Genomic DNA, 18,748 nt, shown 5'->3' on the forward strand with positions numbered 1-18,748 from the left:
ATGGTAAACGCTTCTATTCCCCGGTATCGGGCGTTGCCGCTCCTGGCGCTGGCGATTGTTTCACTGGCGCTTTTCAGCAATACCCTGTCCGGCAAATTCTTGTGGGACGACCGCATCCTGATTGCCGATAACCTGTATATCCGAAATTTTAATAACATTCCCCGTTTTCTGACGCCCCGCTACTGGAACGAGTCCAGTCCTTCCTCCGGCGTTTACCGGCCGGTGCGGGAGATATCCCTGGCATTGGACTATTATTTCTGGAAGGAAAACCCGGCCGGATACCGGGTGACCAACATTCTGATTCACGCGGTCAGCGTTCTGCTGGTGTTTTCTCTGGCGGGCCTGTTGACCGGCGCGGAAGGAGCCGGCGGGGCGCAATCCGGAACGAACGATCGGACGGCTTTTGCTTTTTTGACGGCGCTGTTTTTCGCCGTGCATCCGATCCATACCGAATCGATCAACCTGGTCAAGAACCGCTCGGACCTGCTGGCGATGCTGTTTTTTCTGATATCGCTGCTGCTGTTTATCCGTCACCTGTCCGCGGCCGGCCGGATCCGTTCGTGGCTGATGCTGGCCGGGGCCTGGCTGTGTTTTATCCCGGCGGTGGTGTCCAAGGAGATGGCCCTGAGCCTGCCGGGGGTGGCGGCCCTGTATGCGGCCTGTTTTCTTGACGGCAGCAAGCGCAAAAAAGCGCTGATCCGGGTGATCCCGTACGGGGTGATGATCCTGGGTTTTCTCTGGTTCATGCATACGTTTATCCGGCCCGGCGACCCCTTGCCGCCGAACGTTCCTCTGCCAGCGAACACCGTCCAGCGGGTATTGACGGTGATGAAGACCCTGGGGTTTTATCCGCGGATGCTGCTGGTGCCCTTTCCCATGAGCCTGGAACATCCATTTCCCATCCCCGTATCGCCGCTGGACCCGGATATTGTGATCTTCCTGTGCCTGCTGGTGTTGTCCGGCGTGCTGGCCGTCCGGTCGCTGGCCGGTAACCGCATTGTTCTTTTCGCGATCGGCTGGATCGGGTTGACCCTGGTGCCGTCGGCCAATATCGTTTACCTGGTGTCGCGGCCTGTTGCCGAGCAGCGGCTGTATATTCCCTCACTGGGGTTTTGCCTGCTGCTGGTATGCGGCGTCCGGCGACTGGCGGCTGCTCCATCCGGCCGGCTGAACCGGAACCGGGCGGCCGCAATCGGCGGCCTTGCCCTCATTGTTTATGCCGCTCTCACCGTGCAGCGGAACCGGGACTGGGGGCAGCCCATCCTGTTCTACTCCAAGGTTCTGGCGGGCAGTCCGTCCAACGCCCGCATGCACAATAATCTCGGTGTCGCCTTGAGCGAATCCGGACGGTACGAAGAGGCCGTCGACCATTATCAGGCCGCACTGCGGCTGGACCCTTATAATATCAGGGCCTATAATAATCTGGGACTGGTCATGGCCGACAGCGGTCGCCCGGTTGAGGCCATTGATTATTTTCAGCGGGCGATCGCTCTGAATCCAACTTACGCGGAGGTGCATATCAACCTGGGGGCGGTGCTGGCCATAGAAGGCCGCCTGGAAGAGGCGATCCGTCACTACCGGATCGCTCTGGACCTGCTGCCGGACTCCGCCTGGGCGCACCACAATCTGGCCGTCGCTTTTTCGAGAACGGGAAAAACGGAAGAAGCCCTGGACCAATTTTTTGCGGCTATCGCTCTTGATCCCGATTTCACGGAAGCCTATGTCAATCTGGGGGCGGCCCTGGCCAAGGCGGGCCGATCGGGCGAGGCGATTGCTTATTATGAAAGCGCTTTGCGTCTGGATCCGGGAAATGTTATGGCGAACAGCAACCTGGGAGTGGAGATGGCACGCCGCGGCCAATGGGAAGACGCCATCCGGTTTTTTATGAGGGCGATTGCCCTGGATCCGGATTACGTGGACGCGCATGTTAATCTGGGCCTTGCGCTGGGAGCGACAGGCCGATCGGATGAGGCGATCCGGCATTATGAAACGGCCATGCGCCTGGAGCCGGGCAGCGCCGACGCCCACAACCGGTTGGGAGCCGAGTTGCTGAAAGCAGGGCGGCGGGAAGAGTCCATCCGCCATTTTTTTGACGCCTTGCGGCTGCAGCCGGATCACGCCCAGGCGCTCAACAATCTGGGCCTGGCGCTATCCCTGACCGGACGGGTGGATGAGGCCGCCGGTTATTTGCAGACAGCGTTGCGGCTAATGCCCGACAGCGCCGATATCTGTTGCAATCTGGGAAAAGCACGCCTGCTTCAGGGCCGGCGTAAGGAGGCGGAAGACTTGCTTTCCCGGGCCCTGCAGCTGGATCCCGACAGTGAGAAGGCGCAGCGGGCTTATCGGGAATGCCTGGAGGCGGGGAAGTGATCATGTTGAACGGCGGCACGTTTTTCCGGTCCCGGGCTCTGGCGGTCTTGGTGCTGCTGGCGGCATGCCTGGGCCTGTATGTCAACACGCTGCCCAACGCGCTGCTGTGGGATGACCTGCCGCAGATCGCGGAAAACCGGGCGATCCGGGACATCCGCCACATCCCTCGATTGCTGACGCCCCGCTACTGGAATGAGTCCCATCCTTCCCCGAATCTTTACCGCCCGGTGCGGGAGATATCCCTGGCGCTGGATTATTTTTTCTGGAAGCTGGACCCGGCCGGGTACCGGGTGACCAACATTCTGATTCACGCCATTAACGTCCTGCTGATATTTTATCTGACCACCCTGGTGGCGGCGGGTGGCGGTGCCGGAAAGCAACCGGCCGTCCGCAAGGCGCGGGTAGCGGGATGGCCTTTCCTGACAGCTCTTTTTTTCGCCGCCCATCCGATTCATACCGAATCGATTAACCTGGTCAAAAACCGTTCGGAACTGCTGGCGCTGCTGTTTGTTCTGATATCGCTGCTACTGTTTATCCGTCACCTGGCCGCAGCCGGCCGCAGCCGTTCTTGGTTGATGCTGGCCGGGGCCTGGCTGTGTTTTGCCCCGGCGTTGCTGTCCAAGGAAACGGCCTTGAGCCTGCCGGGGGTAGCGGCGCTCTACGCGGTCTGCTTTATTTCCGGAGAGGAACGAAAAAAGGCCCTGGTGCGGGTGGTCCCTTACGGCGTGACCATCCTGGCGTATTTCTGGTTCATGCACGTTTTCATCCGGCCCGGCGACCCCCTGCCGCCGGGGGCTATTCTCCCCGAGGGCGCCGTTCAGCGGGCGCTGACGGTGATGAAGACCCTGGGCATGTACGGCCGCATGCTGCTGGTGCCTTTTCCGTTGAACGCCGAGCATGCCTTTACGGTCCCGGAGTCACTTTCGGACCCGGGCGTTGTCACTTTCCTGTGTCTGCTGGCATTGAGCGCGGGAATCGCCGTTCGGTCATTGTCCGGCAAAGGGATCGTTCTTTTCGCGATCGGCTGGATCGGGCTGACCCTGGTGCCGGCGGCCAATATCGTCTATCTCGTATCCCGGCCCATTGCCGAGCAGCGGCTGTACATTCCGTCGCTGGGGTTCTGCCTGCTGCTGGCGGTCGCGGTTCAATCCCTTTCCTCCATTCGTCCCGGCCGGCTGAACATGACCCGGGCGGCCGTCATCGGCAGTGTCGTTTTTGCTCTCTATGCGGCCGTTACCGTTCAGCGGAACCGGGACTGGCGCGATGAAATCACGTTTTATTCCCAAACCGCGGCCGCCAGCCCAAAAAGCGCCCGGATTCACAACAACCTCGGCGTGGCCCTGAAAAAAGCCGGCCGGTATGAGGAGGCCATCGGCCATTTCCAGGACGCCCTGCGGCTGAATCCGGACTATATCAATGCCCATTTGAATCTGGCGGTCGTCCTTTACCGGACGGGCCGGTCCGAAGATGCCGTCCGCCATTATCAGGCGGGGCTCGCGCGGGAACCGGACAGGCCCGGCCCGGATTATGCCGCCGCCTACAATAATCTCGGTGCCGTGCTGATGGAACAGGGTGATGCGGAAAAAGCCATGGCGCTGTTCCGCAAGGCCCTGACGATCAATCCCGAGGACAGGGACGTCTGCTATAATTTAGGGGTTGCCCTGATGTCGAGGGGGAATTTTCAGGAGGCGTCGGCCCTGTTCGCTCGGGTGCTGAAGATGGATCCGGGCCATGGCCCTGCCAGGCGGGAGCAGGCGTATTGTCGGGACATGATCAGCGGCGGCCTGGAGTCAGGCAAGTGATTGGCGGCTACTTTTCATCAGCAGTATCCGGTTGCCCGGCAGTCTCCGCTTCTTTTTTCTTTTTCTTTAACCGGAACACCTTTTCCAGCCGGCCGCTGGTTTTCATGTACCAGCCGATGGTCTGGGCGTCGCCCTCCAGCTGAAGATCGCCTTTGAGTACGGCGTTATAAAGGGCTTTCGGTTTTCCCCGCATCATATCCAGCATGATCTTTCCGCCGGTCTGATTGTCCCGCCAGATCAGCTTGAAATCCACGGGAATCGGGGTTACCGAGGACTTCAGCTTTCCGCCGGCGCAGGAAAAGTAGCGGGCGGTGGTGTTGTCCCGGGAAGTCATCACAAAGGTGAACTGCCTTTCGGCCAGCCGTTGACGGAAAGAGTAGTCGATCAGCCCCGCGAATTGTAAAAGCCTTGCGTAGCCGTACATCAGGTGGCGGAGCCGCAGGTGGTAAGCCAGACGTTTCATCGGTTATCCTTAACTTAAAATAATCCGGGGATGATTTTCCCCGATTGAAAACTCATCCCCGGATATATACCTCTTTTTACAAATGGTGCCAAGCGGGCTTAAGAACATCAGGAGAACAGGGGCTGCATGGCCAGGGCAAAGGACATCTCCCCTTCGATCTGCAGCTTGCCGCTCATGAACATCTGAATGGGCGTGTCTTTGCGGGCCGTCAATGTCCGGGCGTCTTCAATGGCCAGCTTGAGGGTGCAGGCCGGGGTCTTGGCGCCGTTGAACGTGGCCGTGATGACGGCTTCTTTCCCGTCCGGCCTTCTCAGCTTGTAAACAGCCGTCCCCTTCAGGGAGGCCAGGCTGTTGAGTTTTTGACGGGAAGCCTGTCCTCCGGAGATCTGGCCCTGGAATCCCATCAGCATGTCGATGTTTTTCATGTCCGCCAGCAGAGACATGGTTTCCAGGGGGATGGCCAGCAGGACCATGGGGTTGTCGATATCACCCTGTTTGACGTCAAACTCCTGTCCGTCCTTGATGGTGTAGCTGTAGCGGCTGCCGGAAACATCGACGGTCAGGGTCAGGTTGGTGCCTTTGAGCGCCTCGTCCGGTCCCCGCAGGGCGATAAACTGGCGGGCCATGGTGGGGATGAATTCGGTTAAGAGTTCGGCGACATCGACGGTAATCGTGAATGTTTGCTGTGACATGGTGTCCTCCGGTTTGATGTTGTGTCCTTGTTATCGGCCGGCAGGAGGGCTCCCGGCGGCCGGTTAAAATATTTTGTACAGTTGTATAATAAATTATCCGGCGCTCTTGTCAAGATGTTTTTTGTACACCTGTTCATTTTTTGCAAAAGGCGTCGGTTCTTTGGGTCGACCCTATCTCCATCCGAATCTGATTACCGGAAATTCAATATCACCGGTATCTTCTTCAAAATCCCCCGCCGGCGGCTCTTTTGGGTTGACATCCCCGGGTCGTTCCGCATAGATTTTATTTCTTTACCGCAGTGAAGGATGATAATACCTCATGCCGCCTGGCACAGGAGTTGTAAAAGGGGAATAAACATGAAGATTCTGCAGTTGTATGAAAGCAAAAAAGCGTCGGTCATATCCCTGGAATTTTTCCCGCCCAAGGATGCCGGCGCGTTTGAAAAAACGGTGGACGAACTGGCCCTTTTGCAGCCGGACTATGTGACGGTGACGTTCGGCGCCGGGGGATCAACCCGGGAAGGGTCGTACCAGACCGTTAAACGATTGATCGAGGATAAAAACCTGCCGGTGGTCGCCTATATCGCCGGTTACGGCCTAGGGCCGAACGAGATCACCGCTGTACTGGACAAGTATCAGGCACTGGGAATCGGGACGATTTTTGTTATCCGCGGCGACAAACCCCGGGAGGCCGATTTTGTCCCGCACCCTGACAGCTTCAATTATGCATATGAAATGCTCCGGTTCATCAGGGAAAGATACGACTTCACGCTGGGCTGCGCCGGTTACCCGGAAGGGCATATAGAGGCCGAGAACCTGGAGGCCGACATCGAGCATCTGAAATTGAAGATCGACAGCGGCGCCGAATATGTGGTTACCCAGTTCTGTTATGACAACAGCCTGTTTGCGAATTATGTGGAAAAATGCCGGGCCAGAGGCATCACTGTTCCCATCATCCCCGGCATCATGCCGGTCTATTCTCTGAAATTGACCCGGACGCTCACCAAACTGTGCGGCGCGTCCATCCCCGAATCGATGAAGCGGCTCCTGGACGGATTGGCCGATGCCGGCAGTGACACGGTGCTGGACTTCGGTATCGATCAGGCAACGGAACAGTGCCGGGGTCTGTTGAGGCAGAAGGTGCCGGGGCTGCATTTTTACACCATGGACCGCAGCCGCTCCACCTGCGAGATCATTCGTCGCCTGAAATCGGATCGTTTGATTTAACCCGAACCGGCTTGTCCGGCCAGAACGGATTTTCTGATGTCGGCGTTGATTTTTTCCCGGTAATAGGCGATGGCCGCCTCGTTGGACATGATCATGTCCAGCTGCCGGGTATGCAGAACCAGATAGCCCAGGATTTTCAATCGCTCCAGCATGAAAGCGATTTCAAATCCTTCGACCCGGGCGACCAGGTTGTCCCGGTTGGTTTCGACCCGGAACCCGTGATCCGTGAGGATGTCGGCGATGAACCGGATGCGCCGGATCCGGCGCTGGCTGTCGGCGGCGCCTCCCTTGAAACGGAAGCTGATATAGTTTTCGGCGGTCCGTTCGCTGACCAGGGACTCCACGGTTGAAAAATGATATCCCAGCCGGGACGTGAAGCTGCAGTAATTTTTGGAAATCATGAAATAGTTGCGTTCCGTGTAGGCGGACTTGACGGACGTCTCCAGGTCCCGGTTGGCCGTGGAGCGGAACATAACCGAAGCCAGCCCCTTGTTGTCAATGGGCGGCGGCCCGTCCCAGGGCACCGCGATCATGCCTTCCCACAGGGCCAGCATGGGAACGGACGTGATCTCCTCCAGCCGGATATGCTTTCCTCTGGCGTCTTCCCGGACCCCGTCATCCAGGTTCAGTATCCACCATTGCATGGGCACTTTATAGAAGAGCTGCTTGCTGGAGCGCTCGGAGAAGTCGTGATCCCTGCCGAAATTGAACATCTCCTGCACCGATTTCTCATGGGCAAAGCGGGTGATGTCGTGAAAGGTTTGGCAGTTCTCGGGTTTGAAGTCCGGAGAATAGGGGTCCAGCAGGTTCAGGGGGATGATGTATCGGCTGACCTCCAGCAGGGTGTTATACACCGGGCTGCCTTCGATGCGGCTGCGGTCGGAATCCGCGGGCCGCTGGGGGAGGTCCACGATGCCGGCGTAAACACAGGCGCTGCCGGCGTCCACCGTCACGCGGTCACCGTTTTTCAGGGTCCGGGTGAGGTCTTTCAGGCCGAATATGGCCGGCACCTGGAATTCCCGGGCGACGTTGGCCAGATGACCGGCAAAGGTGCCGTGCTCGGTCAGAACGGCGGCCGTGCGGTTGAGCAGCGAGGCCCACAGGGGCAGCGCCTGGCTGGCCACCAGTACCCCGCCCTCGGGAAAGCGGACCATGTCGTCGGGACCGGTCACGATGAACACTTCTCCGGCGGCGATTCCCGGGCAGATGACGGTTCCCCCCGAGGCCAGCACGTTTTCCCTGGCCTTCTGCATGAGGGCGTCGGAAACTTCGGCCGTTCCGGATTCCATCTGCCGAAGGGGTCGACACTGAAGGATATAGACAGTTCCGTCCCGGTCGATGGCCCATTCCACGTCCTGGGGAGACCCATAGTACAGTTCCATGCGCACGGCCAGTTCCGCCAGGGCCGTGGCCTCGTCATCCCGAATGGACGGCTGGGACACGGTTTCATCAACGGTTTCCATCCGGCAGGTGCCGCCTTCGGTCCGGCAGACGAAACGGCTTTTTTTGTCCCGGATATCCCGGCGGGATATCTCCAGGGGTTCAGTCCGCGCGACCACGAACAGGTCGCAGTCCACGCTGCCGTCCACCACGGCCTTGGGCAGGCCCCAGGCTGAATTGATGAAGATGGAGTCGTCGCCGGCGTCCAGGGGATTGCGGGTGTACATGACGCCGCCGCAGCGGGCGTCCACCATGGCCAGACAGCCGACGCTCATGGCGATGTCTTCATCCCGGATGCCTTTATTGAGGCGGTAGGTGATGGCGGTCAAACTGTACTTGCTGGCCACGACCTCCTTGTAGGTTTGCACCAGGGACGCCAGGGACACGTTGAGTTCGGAGTGATACTGTCCGGCAAAGGAGTTGGCGGCCGAGTCTTCGCCCATGGCGCTGCTTCTCAAGGCCATGGGAACCGGTCCGCCCGATTCTTGCTCCAGGGCGCCGGCGGCCCCGGTCATCTCCTGCTCCAGGTCTTCCGGAAGAGGCGCGCTGATGATCATTTTCCGGATCTCCTCGCTGGCGGCGTAGAGGGCCTCCATATCGGTGATATCGATGGCGATAAAGCGCTTGTCGATGTCGGCCTGGAGATCGTTGTGGGCAATGAAGTGTTGATAGGCACGGGCGGAAATGACAAATCCGGCCGGGACCTTCAGCCCGACCTTGTTCCGGATTTCGCCCAGGTTGGCCATCTTGCCGCCGACCAGGTCCGCCATGGTGCGGTCCACGTCGGCCAGGGGAATGACGGCCCGCTGGTCGGCGGGCTCTTTTTTCTGCTCGATCAGGGCGCTGACGTTTTTCATGATTTCGTCAAAACGCCCGTAAAGCGGGTTGTATTTGCCGCCGCTTAACTGCTCCAGGTGTTTGAGGAGGCGGAGCAGGTTGACGGTAATGGCGATGCAGTTGCTTCTGACAAAGGACATGCCGAAGGGCTGCCTGCCCGCCAGGGCCTGTTCCATGGCGGTCATGATTTCAAGGGCGCTGTTATTGGCGTTGAGCAGCAGCTTGAAGTGGTGGTAGCGCTCCTTGAAGGCAATGCGGAGGCCCTCCACGTCGACCGTGTCGGCGGATGACGTTCCGGTGAGCCGCGATTTGAAGAAATGGATCAGTCGTTTCATGTCGTCAGATGATAAGAAGCGCCGGAAGGTCCGGCGCTTCTTATCATCATATCGCTTGTCCTTTTTCCGGTCAATACCGATCAGTGGCTGATCTGCATGCCTGATCCTTCAAAGATAAAGAGAATGGCGTATCCGTACCACAGGGTATAAATCACGTAAAAGACCAGCGCAAACAGCACCGTTCCCAGCCGGTCGGTGATTTTTTCCGGTACGATTTTATAGTAGTTGTAGGCGCACTCCACGGCCTTGGTCATGACCGTATAGACCACTTTGCCTTCGGCAAATTTCTCCTGCTTGTTGAGATCCTTCTGCATGGCCTTCAGGCTTTTATGCCAGCAGAAAAGGGCCTTCCGGCCTTCCAGCCCGTATTTGGCCTGGAGTTTTTCCCCGTCGTTGTGGAACAGCGTGTCGGCGTCTTCCAGACAGTTGCCCAGAATAGCACCGAAATCGCCGGTAACCGTCAGGGTGGCGCCTTCGACCACGGCCGTGGCCTGAGACTTCCGGAACAGCAGGGCGCTTTCCGCGGCCTGGGCTTCGGTGTCATAGGTCAGTTTGACCGTGACCGGTTTGCCGGTCTGGGCTTTTTTCACATCCTCGCTGATGGCCGGAATGTAGTAGGCTGATCCCTTGGAAATGGAGTTGAACAGGTTGTCCAGGTAATTGAGCCCGTTCTGTCCGTGGTACAGGGGCATGAAGATGGCGACCAGCACCGCCAGAAAGGCCGCCAATAATATAATGCCGCCAAACAGCTCTTTCTTGTTGGTAGTCGATGTCATGGTATTACGCCTCCTTGCCTCTAAGTTTTTTGATGTTCAATACAAACGTGCCGATGACCCAGACCGCGAAAATGGTGATAAAGACAAAAAAGAGCCAGATGCCCAGTTTGTCCAGAATGGCCGCTGTCTCCTTGGAAAGCGGGAACCAGCCCACGGAGGAGAGTTTGGAGGGCAGGGCGAAAAACCGGTTGATAAAGCCGGCCAGCACCGCCATGGCGTAAAATCCCCGGATGGTGATGCCCTTGACCACTTTGGTGGTCATGGCGCCGATCTGGATGCCCACCAGGGAACCCAGCAGCATGCCCATGGCCAGGGTATAGAAGATGAAGCCGTAGATGGCATACTGGCCGATGGCCGCGTATCCGGCCGTAAAGATGATCTGGAAAATATCCGTGCCCACGGTGGTCATGGAGGATACGCCCAGAACGTAAACGAAGATGGGGAAAGTCAGAAATCCGCCGCCTACGCCCATGATGGCCGCGGCCAGGCCGACGAAAAAACCGCTGGCTATGAGGAACCAGGAGGAGATACGGCGTCCGCCGGGAATCAGGCCCTGGTCAAAGGTGACCATGGGGGGCAGGTTCATGGCCTGGAGTTTTTTTGGCAGATTGCCCATATCAGTGCCCTCGTCTTTTCCGCCGTGGAAATCGCCGCCGCCCTCCGCCTTTCTGGCCTTGAGAAAGTCAAGCAGGGAATAAAGGCCCAGGGCGCCCAGCATGAGCACGTAGATGGTGGTGATAAAGGCGTCGCTGATGACAGGGTTTAATTCATACAGAACGCGGTTGATCCACCCGCCCAGGGAGGCGCCGCCGATGGAGCCGATCAGGAAGATGACGGCCAGGGACACCGAGATGTTGCCGAGTTTTTTGTGCAGCACGCTGCCCATGATGGCCTTGGCAAAAATATGGAACAGGTCAGTACCCACCGCCAGAATACCCTTGATGCCGGCGCTCATCAGGGCCGGGGCGATGATGAACCCGCCGCCCGCGCCGATGCAGCCGGTAATCAGCCCCGCGCACAGACCGATCAGGATCGAGGCGATGAAGACTTTCATGGTAAAGAAGGACGGGCTGTAGGCGGTTTTTCCGCCGAGATAGCCCGGGAGCCCGCCGGCGATGTCGTCGGCGAACACCACGCCGCCGATGAGGATCGGCAGCAGCATCAATACCAGAACCAGGAGGCGTCTTTTATCGCTCAAAATGGTTCTGGCCGTACTGATTTCCCATTCCGCATGGGCTTGCGCGCCCGCGTACAGGAACTGGCCTGCTTTGGTCAAGAACCGCATGAATTTTCTCCTTTTTGTTAAGCTGTTGAAAGTTTGTTAAGTCTGTTTCCGGATAATATCCTCAATTCCTTTAATTTTTGATTCCTGAAGCCGTTTTTTCTGACAGGCGTCCTTTATTTTATAAAACAGTTCGTCAAAGTCCGCCGGTTTGACGATATAATCAAAGGCGCCGACCTCCATGCCTTCTCTGGCCGCGTCCAGCATGGCGTGACCGGTGAGCATGATGACCTCGATCAGGGGCCATCGGGTTTTGATTTCTTTTAAGATCTCGATGCCGCCGCGGCAGCCGGGCATTTTGACATCCAGGACCACCACGTCCACGGGCTGCTTTTCAATCAGGGCCAGGGCCTCTTCTCCGCTGGGAATGCCGGTGGCGTTTATCTCCCGCCTGGTCATCCGTTTGGTGATGACATCGAGAAATCCGGTCTCGTCATCCACAAAAAGCACGTTCACCATATCAGGCATTTCCACCCATTCCCGAAGTGATTGGATCGTTAGGAGCCGTCTTTTCCCATCTTGCCCAGGTAACGGCGTTTTTCCTCATTGATTTTCCGCTTCTCGCGGGCCTCTTCAATTTTCCGCACCAGTTCACTGATCTGGCAGGGCTTCATCAGATAGTCGCCGGCGCCGAGGTTGATCCCTTCCACCGCCGCTTCAAAGGTGGCCTGTCCGCTTAACATGATGACCTCCACCAGGGGAAACCGTTTTTTGATCTCTTTTAGCACAGTAATGCCGTCCATGCCCGGCATTTTTACGTCCAGGACCACCACATCGGCATCCTGTTCCGCCAGCAGTCGAATAGCCGTTGTCCCTTCAAGGGCGGTCCGGACATCGTATCCCCGCTTGCTTAAAAGCTTGGCGTTTGAAGTGACAAAAGCCTCCTCGTCATCTACCAGCAGTACTGTTGCCGTTGTCATCTCCTGACCTCATATAATAAGACGGGGGGCGGCTCATGCACCCCGGTCGCCTCTGCTGCCAGACTGAAATTAGCACTTTCTATGCCAAGAGTAGCACAGGGGAAGAAGGACCCGCAAGCGGGCTCCGCCAATCTGGATCACACCGGTTGCTAATATAGTGGATTCAAAGAATGAACGCTCCGGCCGGGTGGCTGGCGGAGACGCCGGATGCCGGAAGCGCGGTATGGCTGTCGACCGCAGACGGCTGCCAAACGGTATCAACCGAATCCCGGGGTGAAGAGACCTTTTACAATCTATAAAAAATGTCGACACAAGGCCGGCCAGGAACCAGGCTTGTTTGACTGGGGCAAGTCGGGATTTTAATAATAGATAAAATAATTTATATGGTTATCTGAAACCGGTCAAGGCGTTTTCACCGGTTTTTTCCACTCTCCATCCCGGAATGTTTCACGGACGGCCTTGAGCCGGTCTTTTATGGTTTCGTACTCCTGTTTTTTGCCGAACAGCCATTCCATGTGTTTCATCTGGCCTTCTTTGGTGAATTCCGGGTCAAAATAGTAAAAATCCAGCCTGCCGCCATTTTGCCTGGCCACGGATTTGCAGATGGCGCATTCCAGGCCCCCGTCCGGGTGGGGCCGGAACAGGTCGGAAAAACACCGGGGGCATTGTCCGGGGCCGGTTGTTTTCCCCGCATCCGGTCGGGTCAGTGCCTGCGCGATATCAGTGATGCGCTGGCTGAAGGAGTCGTCCAGGGCCGCTTCACCGGGATGGGTGCCGAGGAAGCTTTCCACGCGGACGATATTTAACCCCAAAGACGCGGTCTGGGCGCACAGAGCCGTCTGGGCCAGGCCGGCGTATTTTTTCAGACCCAGGGTCAGGATGACGGCGGCGGGGATGTGCTGGAAATGATGGAAATAGTGCGCTACCTGCAGCACCCGGTCGGAAATCATCTTGACGATGCCCACCGGCCCCAGGGCATAGTTCGGCGCCGCCATGATGATCGCGTCGGCCTGTTTCATCTGTTCCAGGAGCCAGACCATATCGTCCTCGATCTGGCATTGTTTGCCCGGAATCAGGCAGGCGTAACATCCCCGGCAGGGGCTTATCTCCAGGTCCGGCAGCCGGACCAGGGACAATTGCCATTGCCCACCCATCTGCCTGGCGACGGCCTTGGTGATAATTTCCGAGTTGCCCCGTTTCCGGTAAGAGGCGATCAATCCCAACAGCGTTTTTGCCATGTCAACCCCCTTTTTTTCTGGAAACGCTAACGTGACCCCGCTGTCGGTGTCAACAAAGAAAAAGGGGTTATCGGCCCGCTCCGCGGCGGGACTGGATGGAATGGAGCCTGGCTTTCATCCCGGAGCTTACTTCGGCGGCGTTGGCTTCGTCCGTGTCGATGTGAAATTCGAGATTAAAATCGGGATTTACCCGAACGACCACATCGCCGAAAATCAGCGACCGTTCACCTTCGACCTGGATCATGACGACATCCCTGTCCCGCACGCCGAGTTCCAGTGCGTCCTGGGGGCCGATATGGATATGCCGCTGGGCGCAGATGACCCCCTTGGACAGCGTCACTTGTCCGGCCGGTCCGATCAGGGTCAGGCCGGGGGTGCCTTCCAGGTCGCCCGACTGCCGGATGGGCGCGTCGATGCCGAGCTTGAATTCCTCCGTCCGTGATATTTCCACCTGGGTTTCGTTTCTGGCCGGGCCCAGGACCCGGACCCGATCCACCCGTCCCTTGGGGCCGACCAGATCGACCTGCTCCTTGCAGGAGAACTGGCCGGTCTGATAAAGCGGGGTGTGGAAGGTTAACCCGTGGCCGGGGCCGAACAGGGCCGCGACATGTTCCTTGGACAGGTGGACGTGATGGGCGGAAACACCGACCGGTATGAGTTTGTCATGGCTTTTGATGACCCGGGTTACCCGGGCCCTGGATACGGTATTGACGGATTCGCGGGCGATCATGCGCTCCTCGTCCGTGGGCACGATCAGGATTTTTACCGGGGAATTGTCGGCGGAGATGGTCGCGGCGGGTGAACCCCGATAGGCGGGATCGCGGTTGGCCGCCTCGTCCAGAACAATGCCGATGCCCGACAGTCCCTGGCAGACCCGGGCCCGTACTTCCGCCGCGTTCTCCCCGATGCCGCCGGTAAAGACCAGCACATCGATGCCGCCCAGGGCTGCCCAGAAGGAACCGATGTATTTTTTGACGTTGTAGCAGAACAGCTGAAGCGCTGTCAGCGCCCGGTCGTTCCCCTGGCCGGCTGCCTCCAGGATCTCACGCATGTCGCTGGAAATACCGGATATGCCCAGCAACCCGCTCTCCTTCATGAGTACTTTTTCCATTTCCGCGGGGGTCAAACTGTGCTCCTTCATGATGTGCAGCAGGGCGCCGGGATCAAAGTCCCCGCAACGGGTCCCCATGGTCAGCCCGGCGATGGTGCTCATGCCCAGGCTGGTGTCCACGCAGCGGCCGTGGTCGATGGCCGCCAGGGAACAGCCGTTCCCCAGATGGCAGGTGATCATCTTCAATTCGGGACTACGCCTTTTGAGGAACTGCGCCGCCTGGAGGGAAACGAATTTGTGGGACGTGCCGTGGTAGCCGATTTTATAGATCCCTTCCTCGAAAAAGCGGTAGGGAATACCGTAGATGCGGGCGAATTTCGGTATGGTGGCATGAAAGCCGGTGTCGAAGACGGCGATATTGGCGGCCCGGGGTATGAGCCGCCGCGCTTCTTCAATACCGGCCACGTTGGCCGGGATATGCAGGGGCGCTGTTTTTTCGACGGCCCGGATGGCTCCCAGCACCTCATCCGTGACTTCCACCGCGTTGGAATGATCCCGGCCGCCGTAAACCACCCGGTGGCCGACCACTTCGATTTTTTCCAGGGTGTCCCTTCCGCCCAGCCCGTTGACCATGGCCGCGAACGCTGCCGCGAATCCGCCGCCTTCTATCGTTTCCCGGCCTTTGACGCCGGCGCGGTCAAAAACGTGGGTGGTGTCACTCAAGCCGATGCGATCGACCAGTCCTTTGACCAGGGGGAGCTCGCTGCGGCCGTCAAACAGGCGGTATTTCAGAGACGAGGAACCGCAATTCACGGTCAGGATGAGCCCGCCGGACGGCAGGGGAAAACTGGCCAGCCCGTAAGGATCTACCTGGGCTTTCTGGGCTTCGATCAGCCGTTCCTTTTCCCGGACATCAAGATCTCTCGCCACCAGCCTTCGGGAAATGGTGGCGGCCAGGGTCGCCGCCAGAAACGGTTCGGTCGAGACAATCGGGGTCAGCACCTCATGGGGGACCATGACCACCCTGGCGTCGGTCAGGGCGGAAACATCGGCCGTGGTCGGCTCGCCCGTCATGAGCGACATTTCACCGAAGAATTCGCCCTTTTCCAGCACGTTCAGCCTTTCCCGGACGCCGTCGGCATTGGCGCGGGAAATCTCGATCCGTCCGTCCAGGATTACGCCGAAAAAATGTCCGGCTTCGCCGAACCGGATGATGGCTTCTCCTTCCGGGATATGTTCAAAGCGGGCCTGGGACAGGATTGTAGCCAGGGACGCATCGGACAGCTTTTTGAATACGGGCAGGTTTTTCAGCTCGTTATCGTTCGGCACGTCGCCCTTCTCCTTATTTCTTGTGTCGGTTGCGGGGATTAGGCTCGATACGCCTGATTCTTTAGACTATTACAACATCAGGCCGGAATCAACATATTCCGCATACGGCGGCAATCCGGATCAACCCGGCCTCGCGGTGGTATTGACGGTTTTACTGCGGTCGAATAACATAAGGCCATAATAAATAATGAACCCTTTAACCACATAATCACTTAATCACATAACCACATAATTGAAACGTCGTTTATTCATGAACGAAAAACGTCAGGTGGCCAGGGCCACCGGGGTGATCGGCGGGGCCACGCTGGCCAGCCGCATTTTCGGCTACATCCGTGACATGGTGGTGGCCGGGTTTTTGGGCGCCGGCCTGGTCGCGGACGCTTTTTTTATCGCCTTTACCATTCCCAATTTGTTACGTCGTCTTTTCGCCGAAGGCGCCCTGACCATTTCCTTTATCCCGGTGTTCATCGATCGTATGAAAAACCAGGGACGCGAGGACGCCTTCGTCATGGCCCGTTCCGCCCTGCGTCTGCTGACCACGGTGATGCTGGCGGTTGTTCTGGCCGGCATCCTTTTTACTCCGGCCATCGTGCGCGTGATCGGCTGGGGGTGGGCGGCGGACGAACCGGACAAGATTGCCCTGACGGTGACGCTGACGCGCATCATGTTTCCTTATCTGCTGTTTGTCTCACTGGTGGCCCTGTGCATGGGCATTTTAAACGCCCTGGGTTATTTCGCGGCCCCGGCGATTTCTCCGGTGTTTTCTAATATCGCCATGATCGCCGCCGTCAGCGGCGCGGCAGCCCTGTCCGGGGACAGCCTGTTCCGGGCAAAGGGCCTGGCCTGGGGGGTAGTGGCCGGGGGCGTTCTGCAGTTGGCCCTGCAGCTGCCGTTTCTGATGAAGGTGGGCTTGCGGATCAGGCAGAGAGCGCCCTTGTTCCATCCGGGACTGAAAAGAGTGGCCATCTTGATGTTGCCGGCGGTTTTCGGGGCGGCGGTTTACCAGGTCAATATCGTTGTCGGCCGGCTGCTGGCCACCATGCTCCCGGAAGGCAGCGTCAGTTGCCTGTATTACGCCGACCGCCTGGTGCAGTTCCCCCTGGGCGTTTTCGCCCTGTCCGGCGCCATGGCGGCGCTGCCGAGCCTGTCCCGTCAGGCGGCCGCCGGGGATTATGGGGCGGTGGCCGATACCTTCGCTTTTTCCCTGAAACTGACCTTTTTTATTACCCTGCCCGCCATGACCGGTCTGATCGTCCTGCGCGAACCCATTGTGGCGCTGCTGTTTCAGCGGGGGGAATTCGATGCCGCCGCGGTAAGAATGACGGCCCAGGCGCTGCTGTTTTACTCCCTTGGTCTGTGGGCGGTTTCCGCTGCCCGTATCGTGGTGTCCGTTTTTTACGCTCTTTCGGATACCCGCACGCCGGTTCTGATGGCGTTTGTCGCCAGCCTGGCCAATATCGGTTTCGGCCTGGCGCTCATGGGGCCCCTTGCCCACGGCGGCCTGGCCCTGGCCGTGTCGCTGTCGGCGGTGGTGAATTTTATCCTGCTGATGGGAGCGTTAAGGGCCAGACTCCCTTCCCTGAAGATGTCCGCGGTAACCGTATCTTTTGTTCGATCCGCGGTTTGTTCCGGCCTGATGGGCCTGGTGGTCCGGGAGGCGTCCGTGCGTCTGATCCCGGCCGGCGCCGGTGTCGCCGGATTGCTGGCGGGAATTCCGGCCTGCATCGTCGCGGGGGTTGCGTGCTATGTTTTTTTTGCGTATATTGCCGGAAGCGGTGAGGTGATCGGTCTGATGAATTTTTTCAGGAGGGGGAATGGCCCGGATAAAAACCGGTCATAAGGTTGCCTTGGCCGGGGGCGGAGTGCTGATGCTCGTGCTGGTGGGGTTGATTCTGTTCGGTGAGGGGGGATACGTTGACTATCTCCGGCTGATCGACCAGAAAAAAGCCCTGGAGATAAAAAATACTGCCGCCGAACAAGAAAATTTTCTGCTGCGGCGCCAGGTGTACCGGCTGGAAACCGACAAGCGTTATATCGAGCACCTTGCCAGAAAGGAATTGGGCATGATCGCCAAGGACGAGATTGTATACAAGTTCAAAGAACAGGGAGGGGCTCCATGAAAGACAACCCGGTTTTTTTTACGGCGTCCATGGCCGGGCTCTGCGCCGATCAGGGTTATTTTGATCAGAGCCTGAAAATTTATCGGCACCTGCTGGGGTCCGATCCGGAAAACCAGGCCCTGCAAAAGGCCATGGCCGGGATAGAAGCCAGGCAGTCGGCGGTCAAAACGGTTTCAGCCAAGGCCGGAGAACGGCTGGATGGGCTGGAGACGATTATCCAGCGGTGGGTCGGCCTGCTGGTTGAACATAATTTGAAATCGAAATTCGACAAGATTCGAAAAAATATTGGGAAGCTTCAGCGTCTGGATAGCAAAACCTGAAGAGGGTGGTTACAGATGGCGATAAGCATGGACGGGTAAGATTGATTTTCATGCGCGACTTTGGAAAATGGGTGGAGGAGACGATTCGGGAAGCGGTGATCCTTTCCGTCGTCGCCATATGCCTTGCTCTGGCGGTTAATGCGTTTTCTCCGGTCGGTATTCCGCTATTCTGCCCCGGCGACGAGCCTGTCGGGGCGGTTGATTCCCACTTTCCAGTCGTAAGCGTGACTGAGGCCAGGCGGTTGCATGATGCCGGCGGAGTGGTGTTCGTGGATTCCCGGTCAGCCGAGCAATATGAAGCCGGCCATATCCCGGGCGCCTGTTCCCTGCCGCTCTATGAACTGGATGATGCCCTGCTGCCGTTTCTGAGCGAGGTTCAGCCCGACGCCGCGATCATTGTATATTGCTCCAGCGTTACCTGCGAAGACAGCCATATGCTGGCCAGGGAACTTTCCGATATGGGCTATGAGAATGTCCGGATTTTTGCCGGGGGTATGGCTGCCTGGCGGGAAAAGGGGTTTACCGTTGCCGTTCAATGACAGAAAA

At 58.2% G+C, this 18,748-nt stretch carries 16 protein-coding genes; 7 read left to right on the forward strand and 9 right to left on the reverse strand.

Features of this window, described 5'->3' with window-relative positions:
* Both AB1724_02195 and AB1724_02200 read left to right on the forward strand, forming a co-directional pair.
* On the forward strand, positions 1–2,370 hold the full coding sequence (locus tag AB1724_02195) for a tetratricopeptide repeat protein (protein ID MEW6076603.1): 2,370 nt from the start codon (positions 1–3) through the stop codon (positions 2,368–2,370).
* A gap of 2 nt (positions 2,371–2,372) precedes the next feature.
* Entirely contained in the window at positions 2,373–4,172 is a 1,800-nt protein-coding gene (locus tag AB1724_02200; protein MEW6076604.1) for a tetratricopeptide repeat protein, read from the forward strand.
* Positions 4,173–4,179: 7 nt separating this feature from the next.
* Here AB1724_02200 and AB1724_02205 read toward each other — a convergent pair whose 3' ends face one another.
* Positions 4,180–4,635, reverse strand: a complete 456-nt coding sequence (locus AB1724_02205) for a hypothetical protein (GenBank protein ID MEW6076605.1) — start codon at positions 4,633–4,635, stop codon at positions 4,180–4,182.
* A 107-nt stretch (positions 4,636–4,742) separates the two neighbouring features.
* Positions 4,743–5,327, reverse strand: coding sequence for an SCP2 sterol-binding domain-containing protein (locus AB1724_02210; GenBank protein ID MEW6076606.1), 585 nt, complete (start codon positions 5,325–5,327; stop codon positions 4,743–4,745).
* Positions 5,328–5,684: 357 nt separating this feature from the next.
* Here AB1724_02210 and AB1724_02215 point away from each other — a divergent pair, with 357 nt between their 5' ends.
* Complete coding sequence (locus tag AB1724_02215) at positions 5,685–6,554, forward strand: methylenetetrahydrofolate reductase (GenBank protein ID MEW6076607.1); 870 nt, start codon at positions 5,685–5,687, stop codon at positions 6,552–6,554.
* Here AB1724_02215 and AB1724_02220 read toward each other — a convergent pair.
* From AB1724_02220 to AB1724_02250, 7 genes are all read right to left on the reverse strand, one after another.
* A complete protein-coding gene (locus AB1724_02220) occupies positions 6,551–9,166 on the reverse strand; it encodes a PEP/pyruvate-binding domain-containing protein (GenBank protein MEW6076608.1) in 2,616 nt (871 codons plus the stop codon). The genes AB1724_02215 and AB1724_02220 overlap by 4 nt on opposite strands.
* An 80-nt stretch (positions 9,167–9,246) precedes the next feature.
* Positions 9,247–9,942, reverse strand: a complete 696-nt coding sequence (locus tag AB1724_02225; GenBank protein ID MEW6076609.1) for a hypothetical protein — start codon at positions 9,940–9,942, stop codon at positions 9,247–9,249.
* Between the two features lie 4 nt (positions 9,943–9,946).
* Positions 9,947–11,227 carry a sulfite exporter TauE/SafE family protein gene (locus AB1724_02230; GenBank protein MEW6076610.1) on the reverse strand — a complete coding sequence of 427 codons (1,281 nt, stop codon included), beginning with the start codon at positions 11,225–11,227 and terminating at the stop codon, positions 9,947–9,949.
* A 36-nt stretch (positions 11,228–11,263) separates the two neighbouring features.
* Positions 11,264–11,683, reverse strand: coding sequence for a response regulator (locus AB1724_02235; GenBank protein MEW6076611.1), 420 nt, complete (start codon positions 11,681–11,683; stop codon positions 11,264–11,266).
* 38 nt (positions 11,684–11,721) lie between these two features.
* A complete protein-coding gene (locus AB1724_02240) occupies positions 11,722–12,144 on the reverse strand; it encodes a response regulator (GenBank protein ID MEW6076612.1) in 423 nt (140 codons plus the stop codon).
* A 401-nt stretch (positions 12,145–12,545) separates the two neighbouring features.
* Complete coding sequence (locus AB1724_02245) at positions 12,546–13,382, reverse strand: flavodoxin family protein (protein ID MEW6076613.1); 837 nt, start codon at positions 13,380–13,382, stop codon at positions 12,546–12,548.
* 67 nt (positions 13,383–13,449) lie between these two features.
* A complete protein-coding gene (locus tag AB1724_02250; protein ID MEW6076614.1) occupies positions 13,450–15,762 on the reverse strand; it encodes an acetate/propionate family kinase in 2,313 nt (770 codons plus the stop codon).
* A 250-nt stretch (positions 15,763–16,012) separates the two neighbouring features.
* Here AB1724_02250 and murJ point away from each other — a divergent pair, with 250 nt between their 5' ends.
* The 4 genes from murJ to AB1724_02270 are packed head-to-tail and all read left to right on the forward strand — an operon-like array spanning position 16,013 to position 18,741.
* Positions 16,013–17,602 (forward strand): murein biosynthesis integral membrane protein MurJ, encoded by a 1,590-nt coding sequence (murJ, locus tag AB1724_02255; GenBank protein MEW6076615.1) that lies wholly within the window; start codon positions 16,013–16,015, stop codon positions 17,600–17,602.
* On the forward strand, positions 17,577–17,882 hold the full coding sequence (locus tag AB1724_02260) for a septum formation initiator family protein (protein MEW6076616.1): 306 nt from the start codon (positions 17,577–17,579) through the stop codon (positions 17,880–17,882). The genes murJ and AB1724_02260 overlap by 26 nt, the downstream gene beginning before the upstream one ends.
* Positions 17,879–18,202 carry a hypothetical protein gene (locus AB1724_02265; GenBank protein MEW6076617.1) on the forward strand — a complete coding sequence of 108 codons (324 nt, stop codon included), beginning with the start codon at positions 17,879–17,881 and terminating at the stop codon, positions 18,200–18,202. Before AB1724_02260 ends, AB1724_02265 begins: the two co-directional genes overlap by 4 nt.
* Before the next feature lie 50 nt (positions 18,203–18,252).
* On the forward strand, positions 18,253–18,741 hold the full coding sequence (locus tag AB1724_02270) for a rhodanese-like domain-containing protein (GenBank protein MEW6076618.1): 489 nt from the start codon (positions 18,253–18,255) through the stop codon (positions 18,739–18,741).
* The last annotated feature ends 7 nt before the right edge of the window (positions 18,742–18,748 follow it).

The organism is Thermodesulfobacteriota bacterium (assembly GCA_040753795.1).
GTDB lineage: Bacteria > Desulfobacterota > Desulfobacteria > Desulfobacterales > Desulfosudaceae > JBFMDX01.

What these genes read in the sequence shown, in the direction of transcription:
- AB1724_02195 (MEW6076603.1), top strand. Translation starts at nt 1, where the DNA reads ATGGTAAACGCTTCTATTCCCCGGTATCGGGCGTTGCCGCTCCTGGCG.
- AB1724_02200 (MEW6076604.1), top strand. Translation starts at nt 2,373, where the DNA reads ATGTTGAACGGCGGCACGTTTTTCCGGTCCCGGGCTCTGGCGGTCTTG.
- AB1724_02205 (MEW6076605.1), bottom strand. Translation starts at nt 4,635, where the DNA reads ATGAAACGTCTGGCTTACCACCTGCGGCTCCGCCACCTGATGTACGGC.
- AB1724_02210 (MEW6076606.1), bottom strand. Translation starts at nt 5,327, where the DNA reads ATGTCACAGCAAACATTCACGATTACCGTCGATGTCGCCGAACTCTTA.
- AB1724_02215 (MEW6076607.1), top strand. Translation starts at nt 5,685, where the DNA reads ATGAAGATTCTGCAGTTGTATGAAAGCAAAAAAGCGTCGGTCATATCC.
- AB1724_02220 (MEW6076608.1), bottom strand. Translation starts at nt 9,166, where the DNA reads ATGAAACGACTGATCCATTTCTTCAAATCGCGGCTCACCGGAACGTCA.
- AB1724_02225 (MEW6076609.1), bottom strand. Translation starts at nt 9,942, where the DNA reads ATGACATCGACTACCAACAAGAAAGAGCTGTTTGGCGGCATTATATTA.
- AB1724_02230 (MEW6076610.1), bottom strand. Translation starts at nt 11,227, where the DNA reads ATGCGGTTCTTGACCAAAGCAGGCCAGTTCCTGTACGCGGGCGCGCAA.
- AB1724_02235 (MEW6076611.1), bottom strand. Translation starts at nt 11,683, where the DNA reads ATGGTGAACGTGCTTTTTGTGGATGACGAGACCGGATTTCTCGATGTC.
- AB1724_02240 (MEW6076612.1), bottom strand. Translation starts at nt 12,144, where the DNA reads ATGACAACGGCAACAGTACTGCTGGTAGATGACGAGGAGGCTTTTGTC.
- AB1724_02245 (MEW6076613.1), bottom strand. Translation starts at nt 13,382, where the DNA reads ATGGCAAAAACGCTGTTGGGATTGATCGCCTCTTACCGGAAACGGGGC.
- murJ (MEW6076615.1), top strand. Translation starts at nt 16,013, where the DNA reads ATGAACGAAAAACGTCAGGTGGCCAGGGCCACCGGGGTGATCGGCGGG.
- AB1724_02260 (MEW6076616.1), top strand. Translation starts at nt 17,577, where the DNA reads ATGGCCCGGATAAAAACCGGTCATAAGGTTGCCTTGGCCGGGGGCGGA.
- AB1724_02265 (MEW6076617.1), top strand. Translation starts at nt 17,879, where the DNA reads ATGAAAGACAACCCGGTTTTTTTTACGGCGTCCATGGCCGGGCTCTGC.
- AB1724_02270 (MEW6076618.1), top strand. Translation starts at nt 18,253, where the DNA reads ATGCGCGACTTTGGAAAATGGGTGGAGGAGACGATTCGGGAAGCGGTG.